Below are 23134 nucleotides of genomic sequence, written 5' to 3'. Positions count from 1 at the left end.
CAGTCATGGCGAGGGCCCCCGACCGCCATCGCGGTCGGGGGCCCCTGCACGTGGCTACCCGTGTGCGCCGGCGCCCCAGGGCTCGGGTACGCCCACCCGGACGTCCAGGTCCCACAAGACGCACTCCTCACCGGGGCGGGCCACGAACGACCAGGCCACCTCGGTCCGGTGCAACTGGTCGTGCATCGACCCCGCCTGCTTCGCGCTCCCGGGCAGCTCGCCGCCCTGGGGGTGGTGGTGCAGGAACCGGCCGTAGGCGGCCTCGCAGAAGGCCGCGTAGCGCTCGGTGCACAGGATCAGCCCGTGCCACGCCTCGTCCACGGCGAACGACGGCATGCCGATGATCTGCCGGTCCAGCATCGCGGCTCCGCAGCACCGCAGCCACTGCCGCAGCCCGGTCTCGACCAGCTCCCGCGGCTTGAACGGGCACGTCTTGTAGACGGCGTCGGGGAGTTCGAGCGCGTCGACCGCCGCTTGTACGCGGTCGATGCGTCGTGCGAACTGTCGTGCGAGCACGTTGTCTCCCTCCTGAATCCGCGGACTTGAGCGCTCAGCTACCGCCCCCGCAACCCCCGCCGCAGCCTCCACCGCATCCGCCCCCGCCTCCACAGCCTCCGTGGCCACCGCCGCCGCAACCTCCGCCGCCGGCGCCCCCGTCCCCGCTTCCGCTGCTGTCCCCGCCCCCGCTCTTGTAGCGCGACTGCCTGCTCGCGTCGTCCCCACCCACGATCCAACCGACGATTTTGAAGCCGACCACGACGATTCCAACGATGACGACGAAGCCGATGAAGTTGTTGAGGCTCATCCGAGTGCTCCCCCCGTTTCGTGCCGCGCGAGGTGCGCCGTAAGTGTGGCCGATCGGCCTCCGCGAGCCGCACGCGACGAGATCGCGGGATAGGGGATCAGCCGCGCAAGACGTCCCCAAGTCGGCGGCGATACTTCATTGTGCTCGCAGGGACTGACACTGAAACGCCGTCAGGCGGTTCCTACTGCTGGGTCCGCGCGGTCGGCGTCTGGCCGTTCTGCGCCTGCCGGGCCCGCTCGGCGAACATCCGGGTGACGGCCAGGACGGTCGCGACGTCGTCGTCACCGGCGGGGGAGGAGCTCTTGAACTCCTGCACGGTCAGCTCAAGGGAGCCCACGCGCACCAGCGTGATGACGCTACCCGGGACCTGGTTCAGCGAGAAGCCCCTGGTCCCGACGCGCTGGTCACCGATTCCGGGCATGTCCAGCTGGATGTTGGGGGCCACTCCGAGTCCGGAACCGTCGAAGTCCTCCTTCGCCCTGGCGGCGGTGCTGTAGGTGCGGAGCGTGAACCGGAGCAGGGCCGGCCCGGTGTAATCGACCCCGGCCGAGCACCCGGGGCAGCTGGGATCGACCTGCGCGGCGCGGTCGACCGTCCACCCGGGTGGCATGGCGGCCTGGTCCGGCAGGATGGCCTTCACCAGTGCGGGATCGGTGAGCGAGGTCGCGGCGTGCGGGGCGCTCGGCACAGTCGTCGCACTCGGGTGCCCCGGGTCTGCCACAGCCGGCGGCTCGGCCGCCTGGCCCTGTGACGCCGCCGCGCGGCCGGGAGAGGGGGAACCGGTGTCGGCGAGGAGGTTCGCGCCACCGTAGGCTGCGAGCGCGAGTAGCACGACCAGGCCGATCGCATAGATGGCCAGGGTGCTGTTGTTGGTGTGGCGGATGTGGTTGACCACGACGTCGCGCAGGGCGAAGTTGCTGTTCTTCACCGTGGCGCCCGCGCCGATGTTGATGCTGCCGGGCGGCGGTGGCGGCGGCACCGTCCGGGAGAGGGCGACGTTCTGCGCGAGGGCGGCGCGGAAGTCCGGGTCGGCGGCCAGTGCCTGGGCGAGGACGTCGGTCAGACGTGCCTGGGCGGACGGGTCCTGGGGATTGTCCTCGACGGCGGTCACGGCGGCCGAGCCGTCCGGGACGGACTGGAGTCTGGAGCGCACGAGGTCGGTGACCAGCCGCCCGGCGGCGGTTCCGATGCCGGCCGCGGCGCTGCCCGCAGCGGCCGAGATGATTCCGACCGCTGTTGCGGCCAGGTCGATTCCGTCGCTCATCGTTCCCCCCGGATGTCGGCTCGCCGTCCACAGTGACCGCGGATCCGCCGACGGGCGAGACCTTTGAAGGGACGGAGACAGAACTGCAACCCGGCTCCCGCCTTCCGACAACAGTGATGTGACGGATGGTCAGAACCAGCGCGGTGTGGCCAGGCCCTGCCTCCTCACCCCACCCCGAACGTCCGGCGCAGGGCGTCCACCAGGCGGTCCGGGGTGGGCGGGTGGAAGCGGCCGGTGAGGTAGCCGTCGGGGCGGACGAGGAAGGCCTCGCCGGGGCGGGCCGAGTACGCCGCGGCGAACCCGCCGGCGCCGTCCCGCACGGACGGCAGGCGCCACTGCGGCGCCGGCGCGTCCGGGGCGAGCACCGCGTACACGTCCAGCAGTCCGTGGGCGGCGGACAGCGCGGCCACCGCGCAGGTGGTCACGTGCTCGTCGGGGGTTCCGGAACCGAGGTGGAACAGGAGCGTGTGGCGCGGGCCGCGCAGCAGGTCGAAGAGGCGGACGGGGTAGTTCGCGAGCTCCCGTTCCAGCCCCCGGCAGTCCGGCGCCCGCTCGCCCGGGCCGGGCCCGTGCGGCCCTGGCCCGTCCGGCGCACCGGCGGCCGGCTCGACCAGCGGACTGTCCGGATACCCCACCAGCAGCTGGGCCTCGCGCCGCAGCACGGCGTCGAGGTCCCCGGCGTCGGTGGGGACGCCTTCCCGCGCGTGCCGCACCGTCCGGCCGACGACCTCCTCGCCGACCGGACGCCGCTCGGCGTCGTAACTGTCGAGCAGCCCGGCCGTGCCGGTGCCGCGCACCGCGAGCGCCAGTTTCCAGGCCAGGTTGAAGGCGTCCTGGATACCCGTGTTCATGCCCTGCGCCCCGGTCGGCGGGTGGATGTGGGCGGCGTCCCCGGCGAGGAAGAGCCGGCCCGCGCGGTAGCTGTTCACCAGGCGGTGGCTGATCCGGAAGGTGGACGACCAGCGCAGCGCCGAGGCGTGCACCGGCTGTCGGGGCGACAGCCGGTCGAGCACGGCCTGGATGTGCCGCAGCTCGGGTGCCCGGCCACCCTCCAACCCGTGCGCGACACCGTCCCCGGAGCCGCCGTCCCCGGAGCCGCCGTCCCCGGAGCCGCCTCCCGCCGGGCCGCCGCCGTTCCCGGAGCCGGCTTCCGCCGGGCCGCCGTCGGTGGAGAGCTCGTCCGGCACCATCATCGACATCCGGTACCGCCCCCGCCCCGGGAGCGGGATGCAGACCAGCGCGTCGTCCACCCGGCCCTCGGCGTCGTGGTGCATGGCCCGGACGCCGTACCCGTCCGGGAGGTCCCAGTCGACCTCGACGTCGCCGAGCATGTACTGCTCGGGGAAGGCGTCGCCCTCGAACCGCAGGCCGGCCGCCTTCCGGACCAGGCTGTGCGCGCCGTCGCAGCCGATCACGTACCGTGCGCGCACCTCCTGCGGTCCGGACGCGGTGCCGAGCACCGCCCGGACGCCGTCCGCGTCCTGCTGGACGGCGAGCAGTTCGGTGCCGCGCTCCACCCGGGTGCCGTACCCGGCGAGGTGGTCGGTGAGCAGGCGTTCCGTCGTGTACTGCGGCAGCGCGGCGAAGCCGTAGGGGACGTCGTTCGGCAGGATCAGGTCGATCCGCGGTCCGGGCCGCCCGTCGGCGAAGAGGAGCTGGCCGCGCATCGGGACGGCCTCGTCGAGCGCCGCGCCCACCAGGCCCATCAGGTCCCACAGCTCCAACGTGCGCGGCTGCACCCCGACGGCCTTGGCGAAGTGCTGCGGAGCGGCCAGCCTGTCCACGATCCGGCAGTCGACCCCGTGGCGGCGCAGCTCGGCGGCCGCGGTCAGGCCCACCGGGCCCGCGCCCACGACCAGTACGTCGATCTCGTCCATGGCTGTGCTCCTCGACGGTGGCCGACCGCTTCCCGGACATGTCGGCCGCCCGCGTCTGCCCGTGCCCGCGGTGCGCGACGGCCTCCCTCCAGGCTGCGCCCGACCGGCTCGGGGCCGCCACCTCTCGGCCGTCACCCCTCGGCCGTCACCTCTCGGGGTCGCCGTCCGTGCTGCCCGGCCCGCCTGCGGGGTCCCGCCGCCGCACCGGGAATCCCCGCGCGCACGGGCGGTGGCCGCGCGGGCCGGGCCCAGGAGGCGGTACGCCCTCACCCGATGGGTGCGACTCGGACGATCCGGCACCCGTCGTGCACCGCGTGGGCGGGGCCGCGTGCCACCTTGGCGCTGCTGTTCGGCCGGGTCCGTCGACCTGCCGGCAGCCCGCACCCTTCTCCGCCACCGCCCCCACCGCCCCCACCGTCCCCACCGGAGTCGTCCCATGCGCCGACGCAGGAGCCTGCTACCGCTCGCAGCCACTCTCCTGGCCCTCACGGTCACCACGACCTGGCCCGCCTCGGCCGACCGCGTGCCGGGCAACGCCACGGCCGATCACGTGCCGGGCGCCGGCCTTGACGTCCAACAGGGCGTCGTCCGCAGCGGGGACACCCCGATCGGGGCGGCCGAGGTGACGCTGTACCGGGCGGGTGACCGTCCGGGCGCGCCGGCGGAGGCCCTGGCCCGGGGCCGGACCGACGGTGCGGGCCGCTTCCGCCTCGGCTACCACCGGCCGGCCGACCCCCGGGCGGTGCTGTACCTGTTCGCCGAACGCGGCCGTGGTGGCCCGGTCGGACTGGCCGCCGTGCTCGGCTCCGCGCGCGAGCACGCGGGCGTGGCGGCGGTCAACGCCGCCCGGGTCGACGAGGCGGTGGTCAACGAGCGGACGACGGTGGCGGCGGCCTACGCGCTGGCCCGGTTCGCCGGCCCGGAGGGCATCGCTGGCGGCTACCCGGGGCTGCAGAACGCCGCCGCGATCTCGCACAACCTCGCCGACGTCGCCGACGGGGGCGTCGCCCGGGTGCTTGCGACCGCGCCCAACGGGGCGGAGACCTCCACGCTGCCCGCCTTCAACACGCTGGCCGACATCCTGGCCGGCTGCGTGGACGGACAGACCTGCGCGGAGCTGTTCCGGCTGGCCGGGCAGCCCGGGCAGCCGGAGCCGGCCAACACCTTCGAGGCCGCCGTCGCGATCGCCCACGGGCCCGGCGAGCACGTCGGCGAGCTGTTCGCCCTGGCCGCGGTGCGGCCGCTCTACCGGCCGGCGCTGCCCACCGCCCCCGACGCCTGGACACTGGCGCTGCGGTACACCGGCAACGGTCACGAGATCAACGGGCCCGGCAACATCGCCTTCGACGCGGACGGCAACGCCTGGGTCACCAACAACTACGAGTACGCCGAGGACCCCCGGACCTCCGTCTGCGGAGGCCGGAGCGTGCTCCGGCTCTCGCCGACCGGCGAGGACGTGCCGGGCGCGCCCTACCGGGGCGGTGGCCTCTACGGCGCGGGCTACGGCATCACGCTCGATCCGAAGGGGGACGTCTGGGTCGGCAACTTCGGCTTCCAGGGCTCCGGGTGCCCGCTCGACCCGAGCGGGCTGTACCGCAGCGTCTCGCAGTTCGGCCCGGACGGCGCGGCCAAGTCCCCTGCGGAGGGCTGGCGTTCGGGTGGCATCGTCCAGCCCCAGGGCACGGTCTCGGACCGGGACGGCAACATCTGGATCGCCGACTGCGGCGGCCGGAGCGTCACCGTCGTGCCGCACGGCGACCCGCAGGCCGCGCGCCGGATCGCGCCGCCGGACGGCGCCCTGGTCAAGCCCTTCGACCTCGCCGTCGACGGGAACGGCCAGGTGTGGGTGACGGGCAACGGCAGCGACAGCGTCCTGCAGCTGTCGCCGGAGGGCGAGCCGGTCCGCACCGTCACCGGCGGCGGCATCACGAACCCGCTGGGCGTCGCCACCGACAGCGGGGGCAACGCCTGGGTGGCCAACAGCGGTGTCGTCCCGCTCCCGTGCGAGGACGGCACCTCGACCGGCCTGGCCGACGCCGTCCGGGACGTGACGCAGCGGGTACCGGGTGCCTCGGTGACCGTGGTCGGCCCGGACGGGACCACCCCGGACCAGCCGTTCGTCAACGACGGGCTCTTCCTGCCGTGGGGCATCGCCGTCGACGGTGACGACACCGTCTGGGTCGCCAACTTCGGCGGCCACCGGGTCGCCAGGCTCTGCGGCACCCGGCTCTCCGCCTGCCCGCCCGGGTACCGGACGGGGCAGGCGATCTCGCCGCCCGACAGCGGCTACACCTTCGACGGCCTGTCCCGGAACACCGCCGTGCAGATCGACCCCTCGGGCAACGTCTGGCTCGCCAACAACTGGCAGACCGTCCCGCTGCAGACCAACCCGGGCGGCCGGGAACTGGTCGTGTTCATCGGCCTCGCCGCCCCGGTCTGCGCCCCGCTGATCGGCCCGCCGCAGCAGCCGTGACCCCGCGACGGTCGTCCCCCCGGCACCCCGCCACGGGCGGCCCGGCGAGGGCCGCGCCGACCGCCCACCTGGGTGACCGTCGGCGTGTTGGCCGCAGTGTTCGGCGTGCCAGCCACGGCCGGTCGCCGGGGCGCTGACAGTCTGACCGTCGATCAGGTGGCGGCGGGGCCCGCGCACCGCCGCCGCGAGCGTGCTGAGGAGCCGCCGATGACGACCCGGTTGTCCGTTCTCCGTCTGACGGCCGTGGTGGCGGCCGTGGTGATGGCCGTGCTCGTCGGGCTCTCCGGGTGCTCCAGTTCGGACGCCGGCAAGGGCGGGAACGGCCCGCGGGCGACCTCCTCGCCGCCCGCCGACGAGACGGCTGCCAACGGTCCGCTGGTCGGGACCCCGTCCCTCGTCGCCGGCGAGCAGTCGTGCGCCGCCGCCGAGGGCAACGCCCCGTGGTTCCCGACCATCGCCGCCTTCGAGGTGCACGACTCGAACCGGACGCACCTCTACGCGTGCGCGCACTTCCTGGGCGCACAGTCGAACAACCAGGTGTTCGCCCACAGTTCGGACCAGGTCTACGTCACGCCGTACAACATCGTGGACCGCGGTCCGAACGAGCTCTACGTCTACGGCGGCGGCTACGGTGACGATCCGGCGGCGTCCGGCTCGTTCGTCTCGCGGGTGGAGCCCGGCACCTTCAACGAGGTCTGGCGGCGGGTGCTCATCAACACCAACGCGACCGACGAGTGGAACTACCCCGGCGTCCTGAACACCCTCGCGGACGGCAGCCTGGTGGTGGTCTACGGCTACCACATCGCCAGGATCGACCCCGCGAACGGGAACGTCCTCGCGCAGACCACGTTGCCCACGGGGCAGTCGGCGCCGCGCGACACCGCGTACAACGGCTACGACGCGCTGCCCGACGGCACGATCGTGGCCAAGACCGTGAACCGCCAGCCGGGCTGCACCGAGCAGGGGTTCAGCGCCTTCCTCGACTGCCCCGACCCGACGGCCGTGCCGCCCTCCATCCTGGTGGCGATCGACCCGAGGAGCCTCCAGGTGCTCTCCCAGGTGACGCTGCCCGAGATGATGGGCGGCCGGATCACCACGACCGTCTTCAGCGGCACCGGGCAGATCTACCTCCCGGGAGCCACCAAGCTCTACCGGTACTCCTACCCGAACGGCGCGTTCGCCCCCGACCCGACCTGGGGGCCGGTGCCCTACCTCCAGAGCGGGCAGACGGCGGCGTCCGCGATGGCCGTCATCAACGACTACGTGGTCGCGATGACCAACGGCGGGAAGCCGACCCCGACCCCGATGAGCGTCGTCGCGGTGTCCCAGGCCGACTCGACCAAGGTGGCGACGGTCCAGCCGTTCGCCAACAGCGGCGCCAAGCAGAGCTTCATCCCGTCGATGGTCTCGGTGGACCCGGAGAACAACCGCGTCTACGCGATGGACGCGGGGGCGGGCAAGCTCGCCGGGATCGACCTGGCCAACGGCGCCCTGTCGGTGGCCTGGTCCCAGGACCAGACGACGCTCAGCTTCACGACCCTGCTCGGGCCCAAGGACCAGCGCGTCCTGATCGGGACGGACATCCCGGTGAAGTTCTTCCAGGGGCTCAAGACGTACAGCACCGAGCAGGTGGTGTGGCGCGACGCCGGGAGCGGCGCCGAGCTGGCCCGGTCGAGCCAGCTGCCGAAGATGACCCAGGGAATCCTGGTGACGCCCGGCTACGCGGGCCTGCAGTACTTCCTCACGGCCGACGGGCACGTGATCGGCCTCCAGGTCGCCCCGAAGCCGGCGTCGCCCTCGCCCTCACCTGCCTCGTCCGGGACCGGTTCGCCGTCCGGGAGCGGTTCGCCGTCCGGCACAGGTTCGCCGTCCCGCGCAGGTTCGCCGTCCGGCACTGGCACCGGCACCGGCACGCCGGCCGCGTCCGGATCCGGATCGGCCTCCGCGTCCGCCTCCGCGTCCGGATCCGTCTCCGCATCGCCGTGACGGCCTCGGGGGCCGGCCCGACCGGCGAACGGTTCTGAACAGTTGGCGACAATCCCGATCAAGTCATGACGGTCAGTCAACCGGTCTCCTACGCTTCGTGCGGCCCCGGCAGGCGCCGGGGCCGCTGCGTTCCCGAAGCGCGTTCCCGATGGCCTGACGAGTCTGGAGAAGACCTCCGTGAGAATACGACGTTCCCCGCGCCGCTCCTGGACGGCCGTGGTCGCCACCGGTGCGGCCACGGCCGCGCTGTTGTCCCAGCCCGCCACCGCGGTGGCGGCGGCGCCCCTCGCGCCGCCGCCCGCCGTCACCGGCACGGTCCCGGTCGCGGCGTACCCGGCGGGCGTCGCGCTGGCCCCGGATGCGAGCCGGGCGTACGTGACCAGCCAGAGCAGCGGGGCCGTCACCGTGCTGGACACCGCCACCGGCGCGGTGACCGGCACCTTCACGGCCGGCACCGGCTCGTACGCCGTCGCCTGGGCGCCGGACGGGCGGCACGCCTACCTGACCCACCACCTCGACGGCACGGTGAGCGTGTTGGACACGGCGGCCAACACCGTGGCCGCCACCGTCCAGGTCGGCGCGGGGGCCTTCGGGATCGCGGTCGCGCCCGACGGCGCGCACGCCTACGTGAGCAACCCGGGCGACAACACGGTGAGCGTGTTGGACACGGCGGCCAACACCGTCACCGCGACCGTCCCGGTCGGCGCCGAGCCGCACGGGGTGGCCGTCGCCCCCGACGGCGCGCACGTCTATGTCGCCGCCTCGGCCGCCCAGGCGGTGGACGTCATCGACACCGCGACCAACACCGTGAGCGCCACCGTCCCGGTCGGGCACGGCGTCTTCGGCCTGGCGCTCAGCGCCGACGGCTCCCGCCTCTGGACCGCCAACGGCGGGGACAACACGGTGAGCGTCCTGGACACGGCGGCAGGCAGTGTCGTCGGCAGCGCGACGGTGGGCGCCAACCCGTTCGCCGTCACCCTCTCGCCGGACGGCCGCCACGCGTACGCGTCCAACTACGCCGACGACACGCTGAGCGTGATCGCCACCGCCGACCGGACGGTGACCGCGACGGTGCCGGTCGGTGCCAGCCCGTACACCCTCGCGCTGACGCCCGACGGCCGGCGCGGGTACCTGGCGGACTTCACCGGCAACACCGTGACCGTTCTCGGCTTCCCGCTGCCGGTGCCGGTGGTCACCGGGATCAGCCCGGCGTCCGGGCCGCAGGCCGGCGGCACGGTCGTCACCCTTACCGGGACCGACCTGGCAGGTGCCACCGCGGTGAGCTTCGGCGCCGCCGGGAACGCCACCGCGTTCTCCTGCACCGCGACCGGCTGCACCGCCACCGCACCCGCGGCCTCCGCCGCCGGCGCCGTCGACGTCCGCGTCACCACCCCGGGCGGGACCAGCGCGACGAGCCCCGCCGACCGCTTCACCTACACCGCACCGACCGCGGACCTCGCCGTCTCGCTCGGCGCCACCCCGGTGGGCGGGCTGCTCTCCGGCCGGGTCGACTACACGCTCACCCTCACCAACCAGGGTCCCGGCAGGGTGGACTCGGCCACCGTCGGCGCCGACCTGCCCGGCGGGTTCACCGCCTCCTCCACCGACTGCACCGTCGCGGCCGGCAAGCTGACCTGCACCCTCGCCACGCCGCTCGCCGCCGGGGCCACCACGACCCGCCACCTCTCGTTGCAGGTCGGCCTGCTCAACCTCGGCCGGACCTTCACCGTCACCGCCGCGCGCACCGCGAGTGCGCCCGTCGACCCGGTGCCGGCCAACGACCGCGCGTCCCGCACCTGCTCCGCCACCCTCGCGTTGCTGATCAGCTGCAGCTGAGCCCTGCGCGCCCCCGCCCCGTGCGCCCCCGCCCCGTGCGCCCCTGCCCCGTCCGGCGGGGGCGCACCTGCGTGGTCCGCTGGACGGAAAGTCCAGGCTGGACGTACAGTCCAGACATGACTGTCGAGGCCCCCGACCCGCGCGTCCGGACCTGGTCGCCCGTCTGCCAGGCGGTGGCGCTGCTGCTCGGCCCGTACGCCGAAGTGGTGCTGCACGACGTGGCCCGGGACGAGGTGCTCGCGCTCTGGAACCCGATGGGCAGCCGGGCCCCCGGCGACCCGTCCCTGCTCGGCGAGCTCGACGGGCTGGCTCCGACCGCGCCCGACGTCTACGGGCCCTACGAGAAGCTGCTCCCCGACGGGCGGCGGCTCTCCTCGGTCAGCGCCGTCCTGCGCGACACCGACGGGCGGCCCTCGGCGGTGCTCTGCGTCAACCTCGACCGCGGACCGCTCGAACACGCCGCCGCCCTGCTGGCCGGCTTCGCCGCCCCCACCGCGCCACGACCCGAACCGCTCTTCGAGCACGACTGGACCGAGCGGATGAACGACGTCATCGGCGGCTACGTCCGCGCCCACGGGCGGCCGCCCGAGCGCCTCGGCCGGGAGGACCGGCTCGCCGTCCTGCGCGAACTCGACCGGGCCGGGGTGCTCGCCGTGCGCCGCGCCGTACCGGCCGTCGCCACCGCGCTCAGGGTGTCGCGCTCCACCGTGTACGCCCTCCTCGCCGACCTCAGGACCGAGGCCGGCCACGACAGCGGTACCGGCCCCGGCGCCGACCCAGAGACCGGACCCGGCACCGGACCCGAGAGCCACGCCGGACCCGAGAGCCACGCCGGACCCGAGGCCGGGCCGGCGGCCGACGCACCGCAGAGGAACGAGAGATGACCCAGCTCCCCGACTTCCGGCTGGAAACCTACTTCTCCCGCTGGGAGTTCACCGCCCGCCACCACCTCACCGCCTCCGACGCGCAGACCATGGCGATGTCCGAACTGCTCGCCCTGGCCGGCCCCGAGGACCGGCACGCCTGGGAGAGCCTCACCCTCGGCTACACCGAGACCTTCGGCGACCCGGCGCTGCGGCAGGCCGTCGCTGGCCTGTACGAGCACGTCGACGCCGACGACGTGATCTGCTTCGGAGGTGCCCAGGAGGCGATCAACCTCGCCATGCAGGTGTTGCTCGGCCCCGCCGACCACGCCGTCGTCGTGACCCCCAACTACCAGTCCGCGGAGACCGTTCCGCTCTCCCTCTGCGAGGTCACCGGCGTCGCCCTGGACGCCGGCCAGGACTGGGCGCTCGACCTGGACGAGCTGACCGCCGCGCTGCGCCCCAACACCCGGGTGGTCTCCGTCAACTTCCCCAACAACCCCACCGGCAAGGTGATCGACGCCGCCGACCTGCGCCGGCTCGCCCGAATCTGCGACGAGCGCGGCATCCACCTCTTCAGCGACGAGGTCTACCGCGGCCTGGAGCGCGACCCGGCCCGCACACTGCCGCAGGTCGCCGACCTCTCCGAGCGCGCCCTCTCGCTCAACGCGACCTCCAAGTCGTTCGGCCTGCCGGGCCTGCGGATCGGCTGGATCGCCTGCCGCGACCGGGAGTTGCGCAGCCGTCTGGAGCGCGCCAAGCACTACACCACGATCTGCAACTCCGCGCCCAGCGAGATCCTGGCCCGGATCGCGCTCGGCAACCGCGAGTCGATCCTGGCCCGGAACCGGGCGATCATCGCCGCAAACCTGCCGCTCTTCGACGCGTTCTTCGCCGAGTTCGCCGACCTCTTCGAGTGGCGGGCCCCGGACGGCGGCTGCGTCGCGTACCCCCGCTACCTCGGCCCGGACGGGGTGGAGGAGTTCTGCACCGGACTGGTCGAGGAGGCCGGCGTCCTGCTGCTGCCCGCGAGCATCTACCGGTCCGAGCTCACCCCCACGCCCACCGACCGGTTCCGGATCGGCGTCGGGCGCTGCGGCACGGAGCCTGCGCTCGACGCCTTCGCCGGTTGGCTGAAGGGCCGCCGCTGACCGTCCCCACTCGGGTGAACCGTACGGCTCCACCGGCCCGTTGAGGGAGGTACGGGGCCGGGTGGTCCCGCGCACCGGAGGACCTCGGGAGGGCGGCCGTGCTGCGGATGGACGGGCCGTGGCGGATCACGGTCATCGGCAAGGACGCCGCCTTCGAACAGCGGGCGGTGGTCCGGGCCTCGTACGGCACCAGCATCCTCGCGGGGCGCGTGGGGGAGTCCCTGGACATCCGTGAGGACGAGTGGGAGCTGGAGCTGGAGCACAGCTGGGACGGGCGCTGGTGGCCCAACGTTCGCGTCCTGCCCGGCCCGGTGCAGAGCCTCGGTTCCGGGGCCCGTGCCCGGGTGATCCGCAGCAAGGACGCCGACTGGACCGGCGGCCATCCGGAACACCCCAACTTCGTGCTGCAGCTGGTCTCGCTGGCCGCCGTCGACTCCAGGGCGGGCGCCGTCGGCGTGGGTGCCGCCGAGGGCGCCCCGGCACGCGCGGTGGTGGCGGGGGCCGTCGCGGGCGGCGTACTGGCATCACCGGGAGTCCCCGCCCGAGCTCCGATGAGGGGGCCGACGGCCGGCGGGACGTCCAGCTTGACGGGCGTGCCGGCGGCGACGCAGTCGATCCGCACCAGCTCCAGCCCCGAGACCGCCGGCTCCGGGAGCACAGGCTCCGCGCCCGCCGGCCCCGCGAGCACAGGCTCCGGGAGCACCGGCTCCGCGCCCGCCGGCTCCTAGACCGTCGACCCTGGGCGGCCGGTTCCCGGAGAGGCCGTCGGTAGCGGTGGTTCCCCGGCAGCGGAGCACCTACGTGGGCGCAGCTCGACAGGGCGTCGATCTGGCACCACCCGGCTGCCCCAACTAGGTTCTCCGTCATGAGGATCGGTGAGTTGGTGGGGGCGGGCCGGACGGCGGACGTGTTCGCGCTGGACGACGGCCGGGTGCTGCGTCGCTATCGGGGCGGTGAGGACGCCACGGCTGAGGCCGAGGTGATGGCGTACCTGGCGGAGCGCGGCTTTCCCGTTCCCGCGGTCTGGCCGGGGCCGGCCGCCGGTGAGCTGGTGATGCAGCGGCTGTCCGGAACGACGATGGTGGAGGCGCTGGTCAGCGGCGCGATCACGGCCGAACGGGCGGGCGAGATGATGGCGGAGCTGCTGCGGCGTCTGCACGCGATCCCGGCGCGCCGCTCCACGGACCCCGGGCACCGGGTCCTGCACCTGGACTTCCATCCCGAGAACGTCGTGCTGACAACCGAGGGACCGATGGTGATCGACTGGGCCACCGCCGAGGAGGGGCCGCCCGGTCTGGACTCGGCGATGGCCGCGCTGATCCTGGCGCAGGTCGCCGTCTCCGTGCCCGCCGTCTCCGTGGCGGCCCGGGCCGTGCTCTCCTCGCTGCTGCGGCATCTCGACGGCATCGAGGAGGAGCACCTCGCGGAGGCCAGGACGCGGCGCGCGGCCAACCCGACCCTCGGCCCGGACGAGGTCGGAAGGCTCGACGAGGCGGTGGCCCTGGTCACCGGGACGGCCGGCTCCTGACGCACCCCGCTGCTCAGCCCCGGCGCGCGGCCTTCGCCCGGTACTTGAGGCCGAGCAGCGTGCCGGACAGCCCGCGCGGCACCAGCCAGGAGACGTCCTCGCGGTCCACGGCGTCGAACCGGTACTTGTACGGTTCGGGGCCGCGCAGGAAGTCGAAGGTGGCCAGGCCCTGGTCGGCGGCGGCCCGGATCGCCTCGGCGATCACCGCGGTGCCGAGCCGCAGCGGCGCCCAGCTCTGGTCCCAGCCGATCTGGTAGTAGACGAAGGTGTCCCGCCACCGGAATCCGTAGAGCACGCCGACCACCGCGCCGGCCCGCTCGGCGACCAGGAAGCCCGGGCCCTCGCCGCGCCCGGTGGCGGCGGCGCGTTCGATCACCCGCAGGTGCAGCGGCGCGCGGGCCGTGTCGAAGGTGGTCGGCAGGCCGAGGGCGGCGCGCCGCTCGCCGTGCAGTCGGAGCACGGTGTGCAACAGCGCGGTCCGCTCGGCGAGTTCGCCCTCGCCGACGGCCGGAGCCACCCAGCGGAAGGTGATCCCCTCAGCGGCGAGCTTGCGGCCGTAGCGGCGCAGGTCGGCGCGGAACCGGCGGGAACCGAGCGCGTCCGGGCCCGCCGCGCAGCCGGTGCACGGCCGGATGGAGTCCGGAGAGAATCGTGTCGAACCTGTCCCGGCCGGTGGTGGAGTTCACCCGAAGACGGCTGATCCGCAGCGGCCGGCGCGGCATCAGCCGGTCGTGCCGATGGTCGAACAGGAAGCCGGTGCGGTAGCCGAGCCGGCGCAGCACGGGGTCGGCGCGGTGGTCGACGTTGCCGTTGGGATAGGCGAAGGCGGTGGGTTCCTCTCCTTCGAGCCAGCCGGTCAGGTCGCGGTGGGCGCGGGTGATCTCGTCCCGGACGGTGTCGTCGTCGCAGTGGTCGAGGCAGGGGTGGCCGGCGGTGTGGTTGCCGATCGCGACTCCGGACCGGCGCAGCGTCAACAGGTCCCGCCGGGTGAGCTGTTCCTGGCGCGGGGCGCCGGCGCGGGCGCTCTGGCGCAGTTCGGCGAGGACGGGCAGGCCCTCGGTGAGCACGGTGTGGTCGCCGTCGTCGAAGGTGACCAGCACGCTGCGGTGCGGCAGCGGCCGTCCGGAGGTGACGGCCTGCTCCACCCGGGCCAGCGAGACCGGGCGGGCGACCCGGACGAGGCGGTCCATCTGGAGCGCGAACGTCCGGGGGTCGTCGATGCCGTGGTAGGCGAGGACGGCGAGCCGGAACAGTGGCTGTGCGGGGGAGCGACGCAGGACGGCGTCGACGGTGCCGCGCCGGCCGGCGAGTCGCCCGCGCGGTGGTGCGGCGGCCGGGCCGACGTGGGCCGCGGCGCGGACCGGGCCGTCAGGGCCGTCAGGGACGTCAAGGCCGCGAGGGCCGTCAGGGTCGTCCGGACCGGTCGCGTCGGCTTCCGGTTCGCTGGTGCTGGTGCTGGTGCTGGTGCTCAGGTCGACGCCGGCCCCGGCCCCGGCCGAACGCGCGGTCCCCTCGGGCATCGAAACGCTCCCCCTTCGTCCCCGTAGGTGTCGCCGTGGCGGGGGTGGAGCGCGGTGCGCGGGCGGGCCTCGTCGCTTGGGGCATGCCTGCCGGGTGGGCGGCCCGCCCCGCTCCACGCATGGCCAAGGTAGTGCAAAATCCCATGCTCCGAGAGGGGTTGCACACGCCAAGCGGGCTTCGGCGGGAGGTTGGCGCATTGTCGGCGCGCCCTTGGCCCGGGTGCGGGCCGGGAGCTTCCTGAGTGGCTGCCGGTGGAGTTGGTGGTGTTCGGGGGGCAGGGCACAGCCGTGCCCCCCGAACCGTGTCCGGCCTACGGAACCCCCACGGTCCCCGGAGGCCTCACGAACCCTGCCGGGATCAGAACGGGTTGGTACAGGTGGTGACCCGCTGCGCGGCATCCAGCGCCGGGCCGCCGGTGGCGCAGATCATCCGGAGATCGCCGGTGACCACGCGGGGCGTGACGGCCTTGGCGGACCCGTGGGTGACGGTGGTCGCGGACGCGACGGTGACCCACGGGCTGCCCCAGGCCCGCTGCGTCCGGACCTCGACCCGGACGAGCGTCAGCTGTGCCGGGTCGGCGGCCGAGACCTGCGCCACCCCGACGAAGCCTCCGTCGGTCGTCTCCTGCCAGGCGCACGGCAGGTTGACGGCGGCGATGCACGCCACCTTGTCCGACGTGTCGGCGACCGTGGCCGCCGAGGCCGGAAGGGCCGTTGCGGCCGTGATCCCTGCCGCGGCGACCATCAGAGCTGCGATCCTAGCGTGCATGATAGGAACCTCCTTGGAAATCAAGGGAATCTCACTGGGTGGGATGAGTCTTGCACACATTGTGGACATGCCACATGTGCGCTGCATCACACTCAAGGTGACGGTTCAACTACGTGCTGCAACCATGGTGGCCATGTGCCCCGGGAGCCCCGGCCGCCCCCGGGAGGCGTCGGTGACGACTCAGCGGGCCGGCGGCATCACCATCCGTCGCCCGGCCGTCGCCCCGCCGTCCACCGGGACGGACGCGCCGCTCTGGTAGGCGAAGTCGTCCGACGCGAGCGCCAGGGTCGCCCGGGCGATCTCCGCGGGCTCGGCCATCCGCTCCAGCCCCTCGACGTTCAGCGGGCCGAACGCCTGCTTGAACCGCGCCCAGTCGGCGTCCGGCACGCCCGGCGGGCGGACGAACGCGGTGTCGGTGGTGCCCGGCAGGATCGCGTTGACCCGGATGCCCCGCGGCCCGTACGCCAGGGCCGCCGCCTTGACGATGCCCTGGATCGCCCGCTTGCTCGCCGCGTAGGCTCCGCCGTTCGGCCGGGCCTGCTCGGCGGCCGAGGACGCCGTGCAGACGATCACCCCGCGCCCGGCCTTCAGCATGTGCGGGACCTGGTACTTGACGGCGAGGAAGACCCCGCGGGCGTTGGTGTTCATGACGTCGTCCCACTCGGCGACGGTCATTTCGTGGAGCAGTCGGCCGCTGCCGACCCCGGCGTTGTTGACCGCGATGTCGATGCCGCCGTACCGGGCCGCCACCTGCTCGGTGAACCGCTCGACCTGGGCCGGGTCGCGCACGTCCGCCGGGAAGTAGGAGGCCTCGCCGCCGCCGTGGCGGATCTCCTGCTCGACCTGGCGGCCGAGTTCGGCCCGGCGGCCGCAGAACCCGACCCGCGCGCCCTCGGCGGCGAACGCGGTCGCGGCCGCCCGTCCTATTCCCGAGGTGGCGCCGGTGATCAGCACGGTCCGGCCCTCGAACCGGCGTGGTGCGCGCCGCTCCTGGGGGGCGGCCTCGGCGCGGCCGGCGGCGCCCAGCGGGCCGGCCGTGGCCGCCGCCGCGGCCAGCCCGAGCGCGGAGGCGCCCAGGAGGGACCGTCGCGCGGGGGTGGCTGCCGGTGAAACGGCGCCGGGGGCAGTGGTGTTGGTGGTGTCCATGCGCCGAAACCCTGGCAGCCGCCGGCGGGCGTGTCTCTCGGCCGACCGGCCCGACCCGCCGACCGGGAGGAGGAGCGGCCTCCGCCTCCCGGAGGACGTCCGGCCCGTCCGACCGGCCGCCAACTCGGCGATGAGCAGCCGGAATCGGCGCCCGGTGGCGAGGGCCCGGTGCCGCCACGCCACGGCGTTCACTCGTTCGAGTGGCGGACCGGCGCGAGGCGGTTCGGACGGCTACGATCGACCCGACCCACGGAGGTGGCCTGCATGGACACGGTCATCGTGCAACTGCCCGAACCCCGCCCGGAAGTCCGCCGCGAGTCCCCCGGCGGGCTCGCGTCCGGCGGGCCGGCGATCCGGCCCGCGAGCCTCGGCCGGCATCCGGGCCCTGCCCGGCCCGCCGGTTCCACCCGGCCCGCCGGCCCCGCCCGGCCGGTGCTGCTGCACCTGGGCCCGGGCGAGGCGGCCGAGTTCGGGCGTGGCGAGCCCGGCCGCCCCGTCGCCATCCCGCTCGCCGACCAGGGCGTCTCGCGCAGGGCGGGCGAGATCACCGCCGCCGAGGACTACTGGCGGCTCTCCAACTTCAGTGCCTCCGCCACCTATGTGGTGGAGAACCTGGAGGGCGCCGGCGAGCACGTCAAGGTCGCGCCCGGCCGGCTCGGCGCGCCGGTGCCGTTCGAGTTCTCCCGAGTGCTGCTGCCGGCTCTCGACGAGCCGGCCGCCTTCAAGGTCTTCGCACCCCAACACGCCTACCTGGAGGGCGAGTTCGACGCCCGTGGCGGCGAGCGGACGGTCAGCCCGTTCGCCCTCGACCCGACCTCCAAGTACTTCCTGGTCCTGCTCGCCCTCTGCGAACCCCGGTTGCGCTCGCCCTCCGCCGCCTCCGTCCCCGGCGCCACCGACGTGGTGTCCCGGCTGCGCGCCCTGCCCGCCTGCCGGGAACTCACCCGATCCGCCGTCAACTACCACATCGACTACCTGGTGGCGACCAAGCTGCGCCTGCGCGACACGCCCGAGGAGGCGGCGGACGGCGCCGGCCGCAGCGGGGGCAAGCGGGAGGAACTCGTGTCCCTGGCACTGAGGTTCGACCTCGTCCGGGAGGAACACCTGGCGCTGCTCCCGCCCCGGCACGGCGGCTGACGGCGCCGTGTCGCCGCCCGCGCAGCCCGCCGCCCCGCGGCCGGACCGGTCCGAGGAGCCGCCGGTCGCGGTTCCGCCCGGTTACCCCGTGGCCGGCTACCGCACCGGCGAGCCGATCGGCGCCGGCGCCTGGGGCACCGTTCACGCCGCTCACGGGACGGGTGAACTCCCGGACGCGGCGGTGAAGTTCCTCAGCCCGGCGCGGCTCAGCCCGGGTCAGCGGCGGACGATGGCGCAGGTCGCCCGGAGCGAGATGCGGTTCAGCCGTCTCGCCGACCACCCGCACCTGATCCGCACCCTCGCCGTCGTCACCGTCGACGACCCCACGCACCCCGGGCTCGACGGGGCGGTGGCCCTGGTGATGGAACGCGCCGCCCGCAGCCTCCAGGACGTCCTGGCCGCCGCCCGTCCGCATGCGCCCGTCCCCGGCGCCGAACGGATCCTCGCCGAGGTCGGCGCCGGCCTCACCCACATGCACGGCGCCGGCTGGGTGCACGGCGACCTCAAGCCCGGCAACATCCTGCTGATGGCCGACGGCACCGCCAAGCTCGCCGACTTCGGCCTCACCGCCGAGCTGGAGGGCACCCACGCCTATGCGCCGCCGCTCGGTTCGCCCGACCACGTCCCGCCCGAGTGGTGGTCGGAGCGGACCGGCGCCCGCGGCGTCGCCCTGCGCCCCAGCGCCGACATCTGGGCCTTCGGCGTCCTCGCCCACCAGCTGCTCACCGGCGGCCTGCACCCCTTCCTGGGGGCGACCGCCCGCGCCCGCTCGCTCGCCGCGCAGGCGTACGCGCGTGGTGCGGCGCCGCTGCGGCTGGACGATGCGCTGCCCGCCTGCTGGCGGGAGGTGGTGACGGCCTGCCTGGCCGTGGACCGGGAGGCGCGGGGGCGGGTGGACCTCACCGCCCTGCTCACCGCCGCCGCGGCGGGCGGGCGGCAGGGCACCGCCGCGGGCCGGGAACGCGGAGGTCGGCGGCGGACCCGGCCGGGCAGGGCGGGTGCGGGCAGTGCGGGTGCGGGCAGTCCGGTTCCGAGGCCGGGCCGTGCGACCGCGGTCGGTGCGGGCAGCGCGGGTGCGTTCACGGGTGCGGGCACGGGTGCGGGCAGGCTGGTGGGGCTGGCCGGGGTGGTTGCGGCGGCCGCCGTGGTGGTCGTCCTCACCGGCGCCCCGGAGCCCGTCGGGTCCCCGGAGCACGTCGCCACGGCCGGGCCGGCGCCCGGTGCCTCACCGCCGTCCTCCCCGGCCGGCCTGCTCCCGCCCGGTGCGAAGGTGCCCGCGGTGGCTTCGTCCGGTGCGAAGGTGCCGGTGGCGGTTCCGTCCGGTGCACTCCCGCCCGGTGCCGATGTGCCCGCCGAACTGCGCGGCCCGATCGACGACGCGGCCCGTCGGTGCCCCGAGCCGGAGATCACCCCGGCGCTGCTGGCCGCGATGCTCAAGGCCGAGAGCGGCTTCGACCCGAAGGCCGCCCACCCCGAGTCCGGCGAGTACGGCATCGCGATGTGGACGCCCGCCGTCTTCAACGCCTGGGCGCAGGACGCCGACCACGACGGGGTGAAGGACTACTTCGACCCGGTCGACGCGATCGCGTCGATGGGCAACTACGTCTGCTGGCTCGACCAGCAGTTCAAGCACCGGGGGATGACGGGCAGTCTGCCGGCCCTCGTCACGGCCGGCTACCGGACCAGCGACAAGACCGTCGCCGACGCCGGCGGCGTCCCCGACCGGGTGAGTGCGCATGTCGCCAAGGTGCTCGGTTACCTCGCCGAGTACGGTGGCTGACCAGCGCGGACGTCGCTCGCGGCACTGGGCCCGGTCGCATCGGCAGGGGTGACCGGCGCCGTCGCCCGGCCATCGCGGTGACGGGATGCGATGCTCGGCCGCATGATCAGAAAGCTCCACGCGGTCATCGCCCAGTGGACCGTGGTCGTCCCGGTGGCGTCCCTCGTCCTTCTCGTCCTGACCTGGCACCGTGACGTGCCCGGCTGGGTGGTGGCCCAGGTGGCGTGCTTCCTGGGTGCCGCGGTGCTCGCCGCCGTTCACCACGCCGAGGTGATCGCCCACCGGGTCGGCGAGCCGATGGGTTCGCTGGTGCTCGCCGTGGCGGTGACCGTCATCGAGGTGGCGCTGATCGTGACGCTGATGGCCGACGGCGGGGACAAGGCCGCCACGCTGGCCCGGGACACCGTGTTCGCCGCCGTGATGATCACCTGCAACGGCATCTTCGGACTGTCCATCCTGATCGGCGCGCTCAAGTACCGGGTGGCGGTCTTCAACGCCGAGGGCACGGGCGCGGCGCTGGCCTGCATCGGCACACTCGCCACGCTCAGCCTGGTCCTGCCGACCTTCACCACCAGCTCGCCGGGCCCGCAGTTCTCCTCCACCCAGCTGGTCTTCGCGGCGGCCGCCTCGATCGTGCTGTACGGGCTGTTCGTGGCCACCCAGACCATCCGGCACCGGGACTACTTCCTGCCGGTCACGCCGGAGGGCAAGATCCTCACCGAGGAGGACCACGCCGAGCCGCCGACCAACCGGGCGACGCTCGCCAGCCTGGCGCTGCTCGGCGTCTCACTGGTCTCGGTGGTGGGCCTGGCCAAGGGCGTCTCTCCCACCATCGAGTCGGCGGTCGAGTCGGCCGGACTGCCGTCCTCGGTGGTCGGCGTGGTCATCGCGCTGCTGGTGCTGCTGCCGGAGACCATCGCGGCGCTGCGTGCGGCCCTGCGCAACCGGGTGCAGACCAGCCTCAACCTGGCACTCGGCTCGGCGCTGGCGAGCATCGGGCTGACCATCCCGGCGGTGGCCGTCGCCTCGGCCTGGCTGCCCGGCCCGCTGGTGCTCGGGCTCGGCCCGTCGCACCTGGTGCTGCTCTCGCTGACCATCGCGGTCGGCACGCTGACGGTCATTCCCCGGCGGGCCACCCCGCTGCAGGGCGCGGTGCACCTGGCGGTGATGGCGGCGTTCGTGGTGCTCGCGATCAATCCCTGACCGGAGCGGGCCCGTGTCCATGTCCGTGCCCGTGGCCGGAGCGGGCCCGTGTCCGTGCCCGTGTCCGTGCCCCGGCTGGGCCGGTGGCGATGCGGGCCCGCCCCCTGGCCGGGCCCGCCCGCCGGTTTCCGGCCCCGGTTTCTCACCGGAGCGTTCCCGGAACCGGCTGGCGGGCCGACGACCTGTCGGTCACCGGCCCGCCCGTTCTTCTTCCCGGGGTCAGGAGGACTTGCGGGTGCGGCGGGTGTAGACCACGGCGCCCGCGCCGGCCAGCAGCAGCGCGGTGCCGGTGCCGGCGTAGAGCAGGGTGCCGTCGCTACCGGTGGAGGCGAGGTTCTTGCCGGCCTGCACGGCGCCCGGGATCGGGGTCGGGACGCTGACCGCGGCGGGCATGATCAGCGGCTTGTCCGGGTTGACCACGGTGTTGGCCGGCGGGGTCTGCACCGGGACGGTCGCGGTCGGGGCGGTGGACGGGCCGGTGGTCGGGGCCGGGGCCTCGGTGCTCGGCGCGGCGGTGGCCGGGGTGGTGGCCGACGGGGTCGCGGACGGGGTCGCGGACGGCTTCTCCGTGGTGGTCGCCGACGGGCTGGCCGACGGCGTGGTGGTCGCGGTCGGCGAGGCCGGCGCGCTCGGCGTCGTGGTCGGCGTGCTGGTCGCCGACGGCGTCTGCGACGGCGTCTGCGACGGCGTCTGCGAAGGCGTCTGCGAAGGCGTCGCCGAGGGGGACTGCGACGGCGACGTCGAGGTGGTCGGCGTGGCGCTCGGAGAGGCGGGCGGGGTCTTGGACGGGGTCTTGGACGGGGTGGCGCTCGGGGAGGCCGACGCGGTCTTGGACGGGGTGGCGCTCGGCGAGGGCTTTCCGGTCGGGGCCGGGGTCTTGCCGCCGCAGTCGACCTTGAAGACCTTGTGCTTGGGGTTGTTGAGGTCCGGCTCGGCCGGCAGCTTCCCGTCGACCAGCTCGACCGAGGCCCAGTACAGCTTGTACTGGCCGTCCGGCAGGTTGATGTCCTCGGTGCGGACGTGGCCCTTGCCGTCCACCGGCAGGTCGCCGAACGCGACGGCCTTCTCGGTCTTGTCGTGGACCTCGGCGATCAGCCAGATGACGTCCTGGCCGGGGTCGAAGCCGAAGGAGTCCAGGTAGAAGGTGCAGACCTTGGGCTCGTTGCGGGTGTCCTCCTGCCCCGTCGCCGTGTCGTGGATCTTGACGGTGCCGTTGTTGCCCTTCGGGGGCTTGCCTCCGGCGACCGCGTGCGCGGTCGGCGCGAGCAGCAGCAGGGCGGCGGCGGTGGGAACGGCGACGAGGGATCGCGCTGCGGTGGAGCGGATGCGCATGCTGGTGTCCATGGTGGATCGGCGGGCCGGGGGAGGCCCGCGAGGCAGGTGGGAGAGCCCTCGGCAGCCGGAACCCCAAACCGGTGACGGTGGGTGACGGTGAACGAGAGGCCCTAACGTCGCGCAGCCGCGGCGGCGATGCAAGGCAGATTTGGCCGGATTGCCATGCGGGCAGGCCAATTGTCCGATTTAGTCCCGTGCAACGATCCGATCACCCGATTGTGAGAGATACGTGCACCGCCCGGGGTGCCGATCCTCCGGAGGCCACCACGCCCGAAGGGGCGGCACAGGAGGCCGCGCCCGGGCCGCGGCCTCCACCCGTGGCCGCACCGCCCCTGACCCATGCCGTGACCCGCCCCGTGACCCGCCCCTGTGACCCGCGCGGCGCCCCGGCCCCGTCCCCGTCGACGCCGGCGCCCAGCGCCCCGCCCGGGACGCCGCCGAAGCCCCCGCCCGGGCCCGCC

Annotated in this window: 18 protein-coding genes; 10 read left to right on the top strand and 8 right to left on the bottom strand. The window is 74.4% G+C overall.

The features are described from left to right. Positions 1-54 precede the first annotated feature (54 nt). The 3 genes from ACFC1F_RS32050 to ACFC1F_RS32040 form a co-directional block, all read right to left on the bottom strand. A complete protein-coding gene (locus ACFC1F_RS32050) occupies positions 55-516 on the bottom strand; it encodes a hypothetical protein (protein ID WP_376163592.1) in 462 nt (153 codons plus the stop codon). A gap of 470 nt (positions 517-986) precedes the next feature. Next, positions 987-2069 (bottom strand): hypothetical protein, encoded by a 1083-nt coding sequence (locus tag ACFC1F_RS32045; RefSeq protein ID WP_376163590.1) that lies wholly within the window; start codon positions 2067-2069, stop codon positions 987-989. 164 nt (positions 2070-2233) lie between these two features. After that, positions 2234-3946, bottom strand: coding sequence for an FAD-dependent monooxygenase (locus ACFC1F_RS32040; protein WP_376163588.1), 1713 nt, complete (start codon positions 3944-3946; stop codon positions 2234-2236). Between the two features lie 436 nt (positions 3947-4382). On the opposite strand from ACFC1F_RS32040, the gene ACFC1F_RS32035 reads away from it, so the two are divergent. The 7 genes from ACFC1F_RS32035 to ACFC1F_RS32005 all read left to right on the top strand — a co-directional run bounded on the left by ACFC1F_RS32035 (position 4383) and on the right by ACFC1F_RS32005 (position 13783). After that, on the top strand, positions 4383-6419 hold the full coding sequence (locus ACFC1F_RS32035) for an NHL repeat-containing protein (RefSeq protein ID WP_376163586.1): 2037 nt from the start codon (positions 4383-4385) through the stop codon (positions 6417-6419). A 207-nt stretch (positions 6420-6626) separates the two neighbouring features. Beyond that, the gene (locus ACFC1F_RS32030) at positions 6627-8405 is read left to right on the top strand and encodes a hypothetical protein (RefSeq protein ID WP_376163584.1); all 1779 of its coding nucleotides are present in this window, start codon (positions 6627-6629) and stop codon (positions 8403-8405) included. A gap of 177 nt (positions 8406-8582) precedes the next feature. Next, a complete protein-coding gene (locus tag ACFC1F_RS32025; RefSeq protein ID WP_376163582.1) occupies positions 8583-10241 on the top strand; it encodes a beta-propeller fold lactonase family protein in 1659 nt (552 codons plus the stop codon). A gap of 116 nt (positions 10242-10357) precedes the next feature. After that, positions 10358-11125 (top strand): transcriptional regulator, encoded by a 768-nt coding sequence (locus ACFC1F_RS32020; protein WP_376163580.1) that lies wholly within the window; start codon positions 10358-10360, stop codon positions 11123-11125. Beyond that, positions 11122-12255: an aminotransferase class I/II-fold pyridoxal phosphate-dependent enzyme gene (locus tag ACFC1F_RS32015; protein WP_376163578.1), complete on the top strand. Its 1134-nt coding sequence runs from the start codon at positions 11122-11124 to the stop codon at positions 12253-12255. Before ACFC1F_RS32020 ends, ACFC1F_RS32015 begins: the two co-directional genes overlap by 4 nt. Before the next feature lie 98 nt (positions 12256-12353). Next, on the top strand, positions 12354-12983 hold the full coding sequence (locus ACFC1F_RS32010; RefSeq protein ID WP_376163576.1) for a hypothetical protein: 630 nt from the start codon (positions 12354-12356) through the stop codon (positions 12981-12983). Between the two features lie 137 nt (positions 12984-13120). Further along, on the top strand, positions 13121-13783 hold the full coding sequence (locus tag ACFC1F_RS32005) for a phosphotransferase (protein ID WP_376163574.1): 663 nt from the start codon (positions 13121-13123) through the stop codon (positions 13781-13783). Between the two features lie 13 nt (positions 13784-13796). Here the strand turns inward: ACFC1F_RS32005 and ACFC1F_RS32000 are convergent, their stop codons facing one another. The 4 genes from ACFC1F_RS32000 to ACFC1F_RS31985 form a co-directional block, all read right to left on the bottom strand. Beyond that, positions 13797-14315: a GNAT family N-acetyltransferase gene (locus ACFC1F_RS32000; RefSeq protein ID WP_376163602.1), complete on the bottom strand. Its 519-nt coding sequence runs from the start codon at positions 14313-14315 to the stop codon at positions 13797-13799. A 4-nt stretch (positions 14316-14319) separates the two neighbouring features. Continuing rightward, a complete protein-coding gene (locus tag ACFC1F_RS31995; RefSeq protein ID WP_376163572.1) occupies positions 14320-15303 on the bottom strand; it encodes a polysaccharide deacetylase family protein in 984 nt (327 codons plus the stop codon). Positions 15304-15661: 358 nt separating this feature from the next. Next, a complete protein-coding gene (locus tag ACFC1F_RS31990) occupies positions 15662-16072 on the bottom strand; it encodes a hypothetical protein (RefSeq protein ID WP_376163571.1) in 411 nt (136 codons plus the stop codon). Between the two features lie 180 nt (positions 16073-16252). Beyond that, positions 16253-17218 (bottom strand): SDR family NAD(P)-dependent oxidoreductase, encoded by a 966-nt coding sequence (locus tag ACFC1F_RS31985; protein ID WP_376163569.1) that lies wholly within the window; start codon positions 17216-17218, stop codon positions 16253-16255. A 264-nt stretch (positions 17219-17482) separates the two neighbouring features. On the opposite strand from ACFC1F_RS31985, the gene ACFC1F_RS31980 reads away from it, so the two are divergent. The 3 genes from ACFC1F_RS31980 to ACFC1F_RS31970 all read left to right on the top strand — a co-directional run bounded on the left by ACFC1F_RS31980 (position 17483) and on the right by ACFC1F_RS31970 (position 21338). Further along, on the top strand, positions 17483-18355 hold the full coding sequence (locus ACFC1F_RS31980; protein WP_376163567.1) for a serine/threonine protein kinase: 873 nt from the start codon (positions 17483-17485) through the stop codon (positions 18353-18355). Between the two features lie 88 nt (positions 18356-18443). Continuing rightward, positions 18444-20135, top strand: a complete 1692-nt coding sequence (locus ACFC1F_RS31975) for a protein kinase (protein ID WP_376163565.1) — start codon at positions 18444-18446, stop codon at positions 20133-20135. A 102-nt stretch (positions 20136-20237) separates the two neighbouring features. Next, positions 20238-21338, top strand: a complete 1101-nt coding sequence (locus ACFC1F_RS31970) for a calcium:proton antiporter (protein ID WP_376163563.1) — start codon at positions 20238-20240, stop codon at positions 21336-21338. A 219-nt stretch (positions 21339-21557) separates the two neighbouring features. Here the strand turns inward: ACFC1F_RS31970 and ACFC1F_RS31965 are convergent, their stop codons facing one another. After that, the gene (locus ACFC1F_RS31965) at positions 21558-22670 is read right to left on the bottom strand and encodes an LPXTG cell wall anchor domain-containing protein (RefSeq protein WP_376163561.1); all 1113 of its coding nucleotides are present in this window, start codon (positions 22668-22670) and stop codon (positions 21558-21560) included. Positions 22671-23134: the final 464 nt, after the last annotated feature.

It is taken from the genome of Kitasatospora sp. NPDC056181 (assembly GCF_042266225.1).
Classification (GTDB): domain Bacteria; phylum Actinomycetota; class Actinomycetes; order Streptomycetales; family Streptomycetaceae; genus Kitasatospora.
The sequence above is the reverse complement of the archived record's forward strand: the minus strand, read 5'-3'. Positions and strand labels throughout refer to the sequence as shown.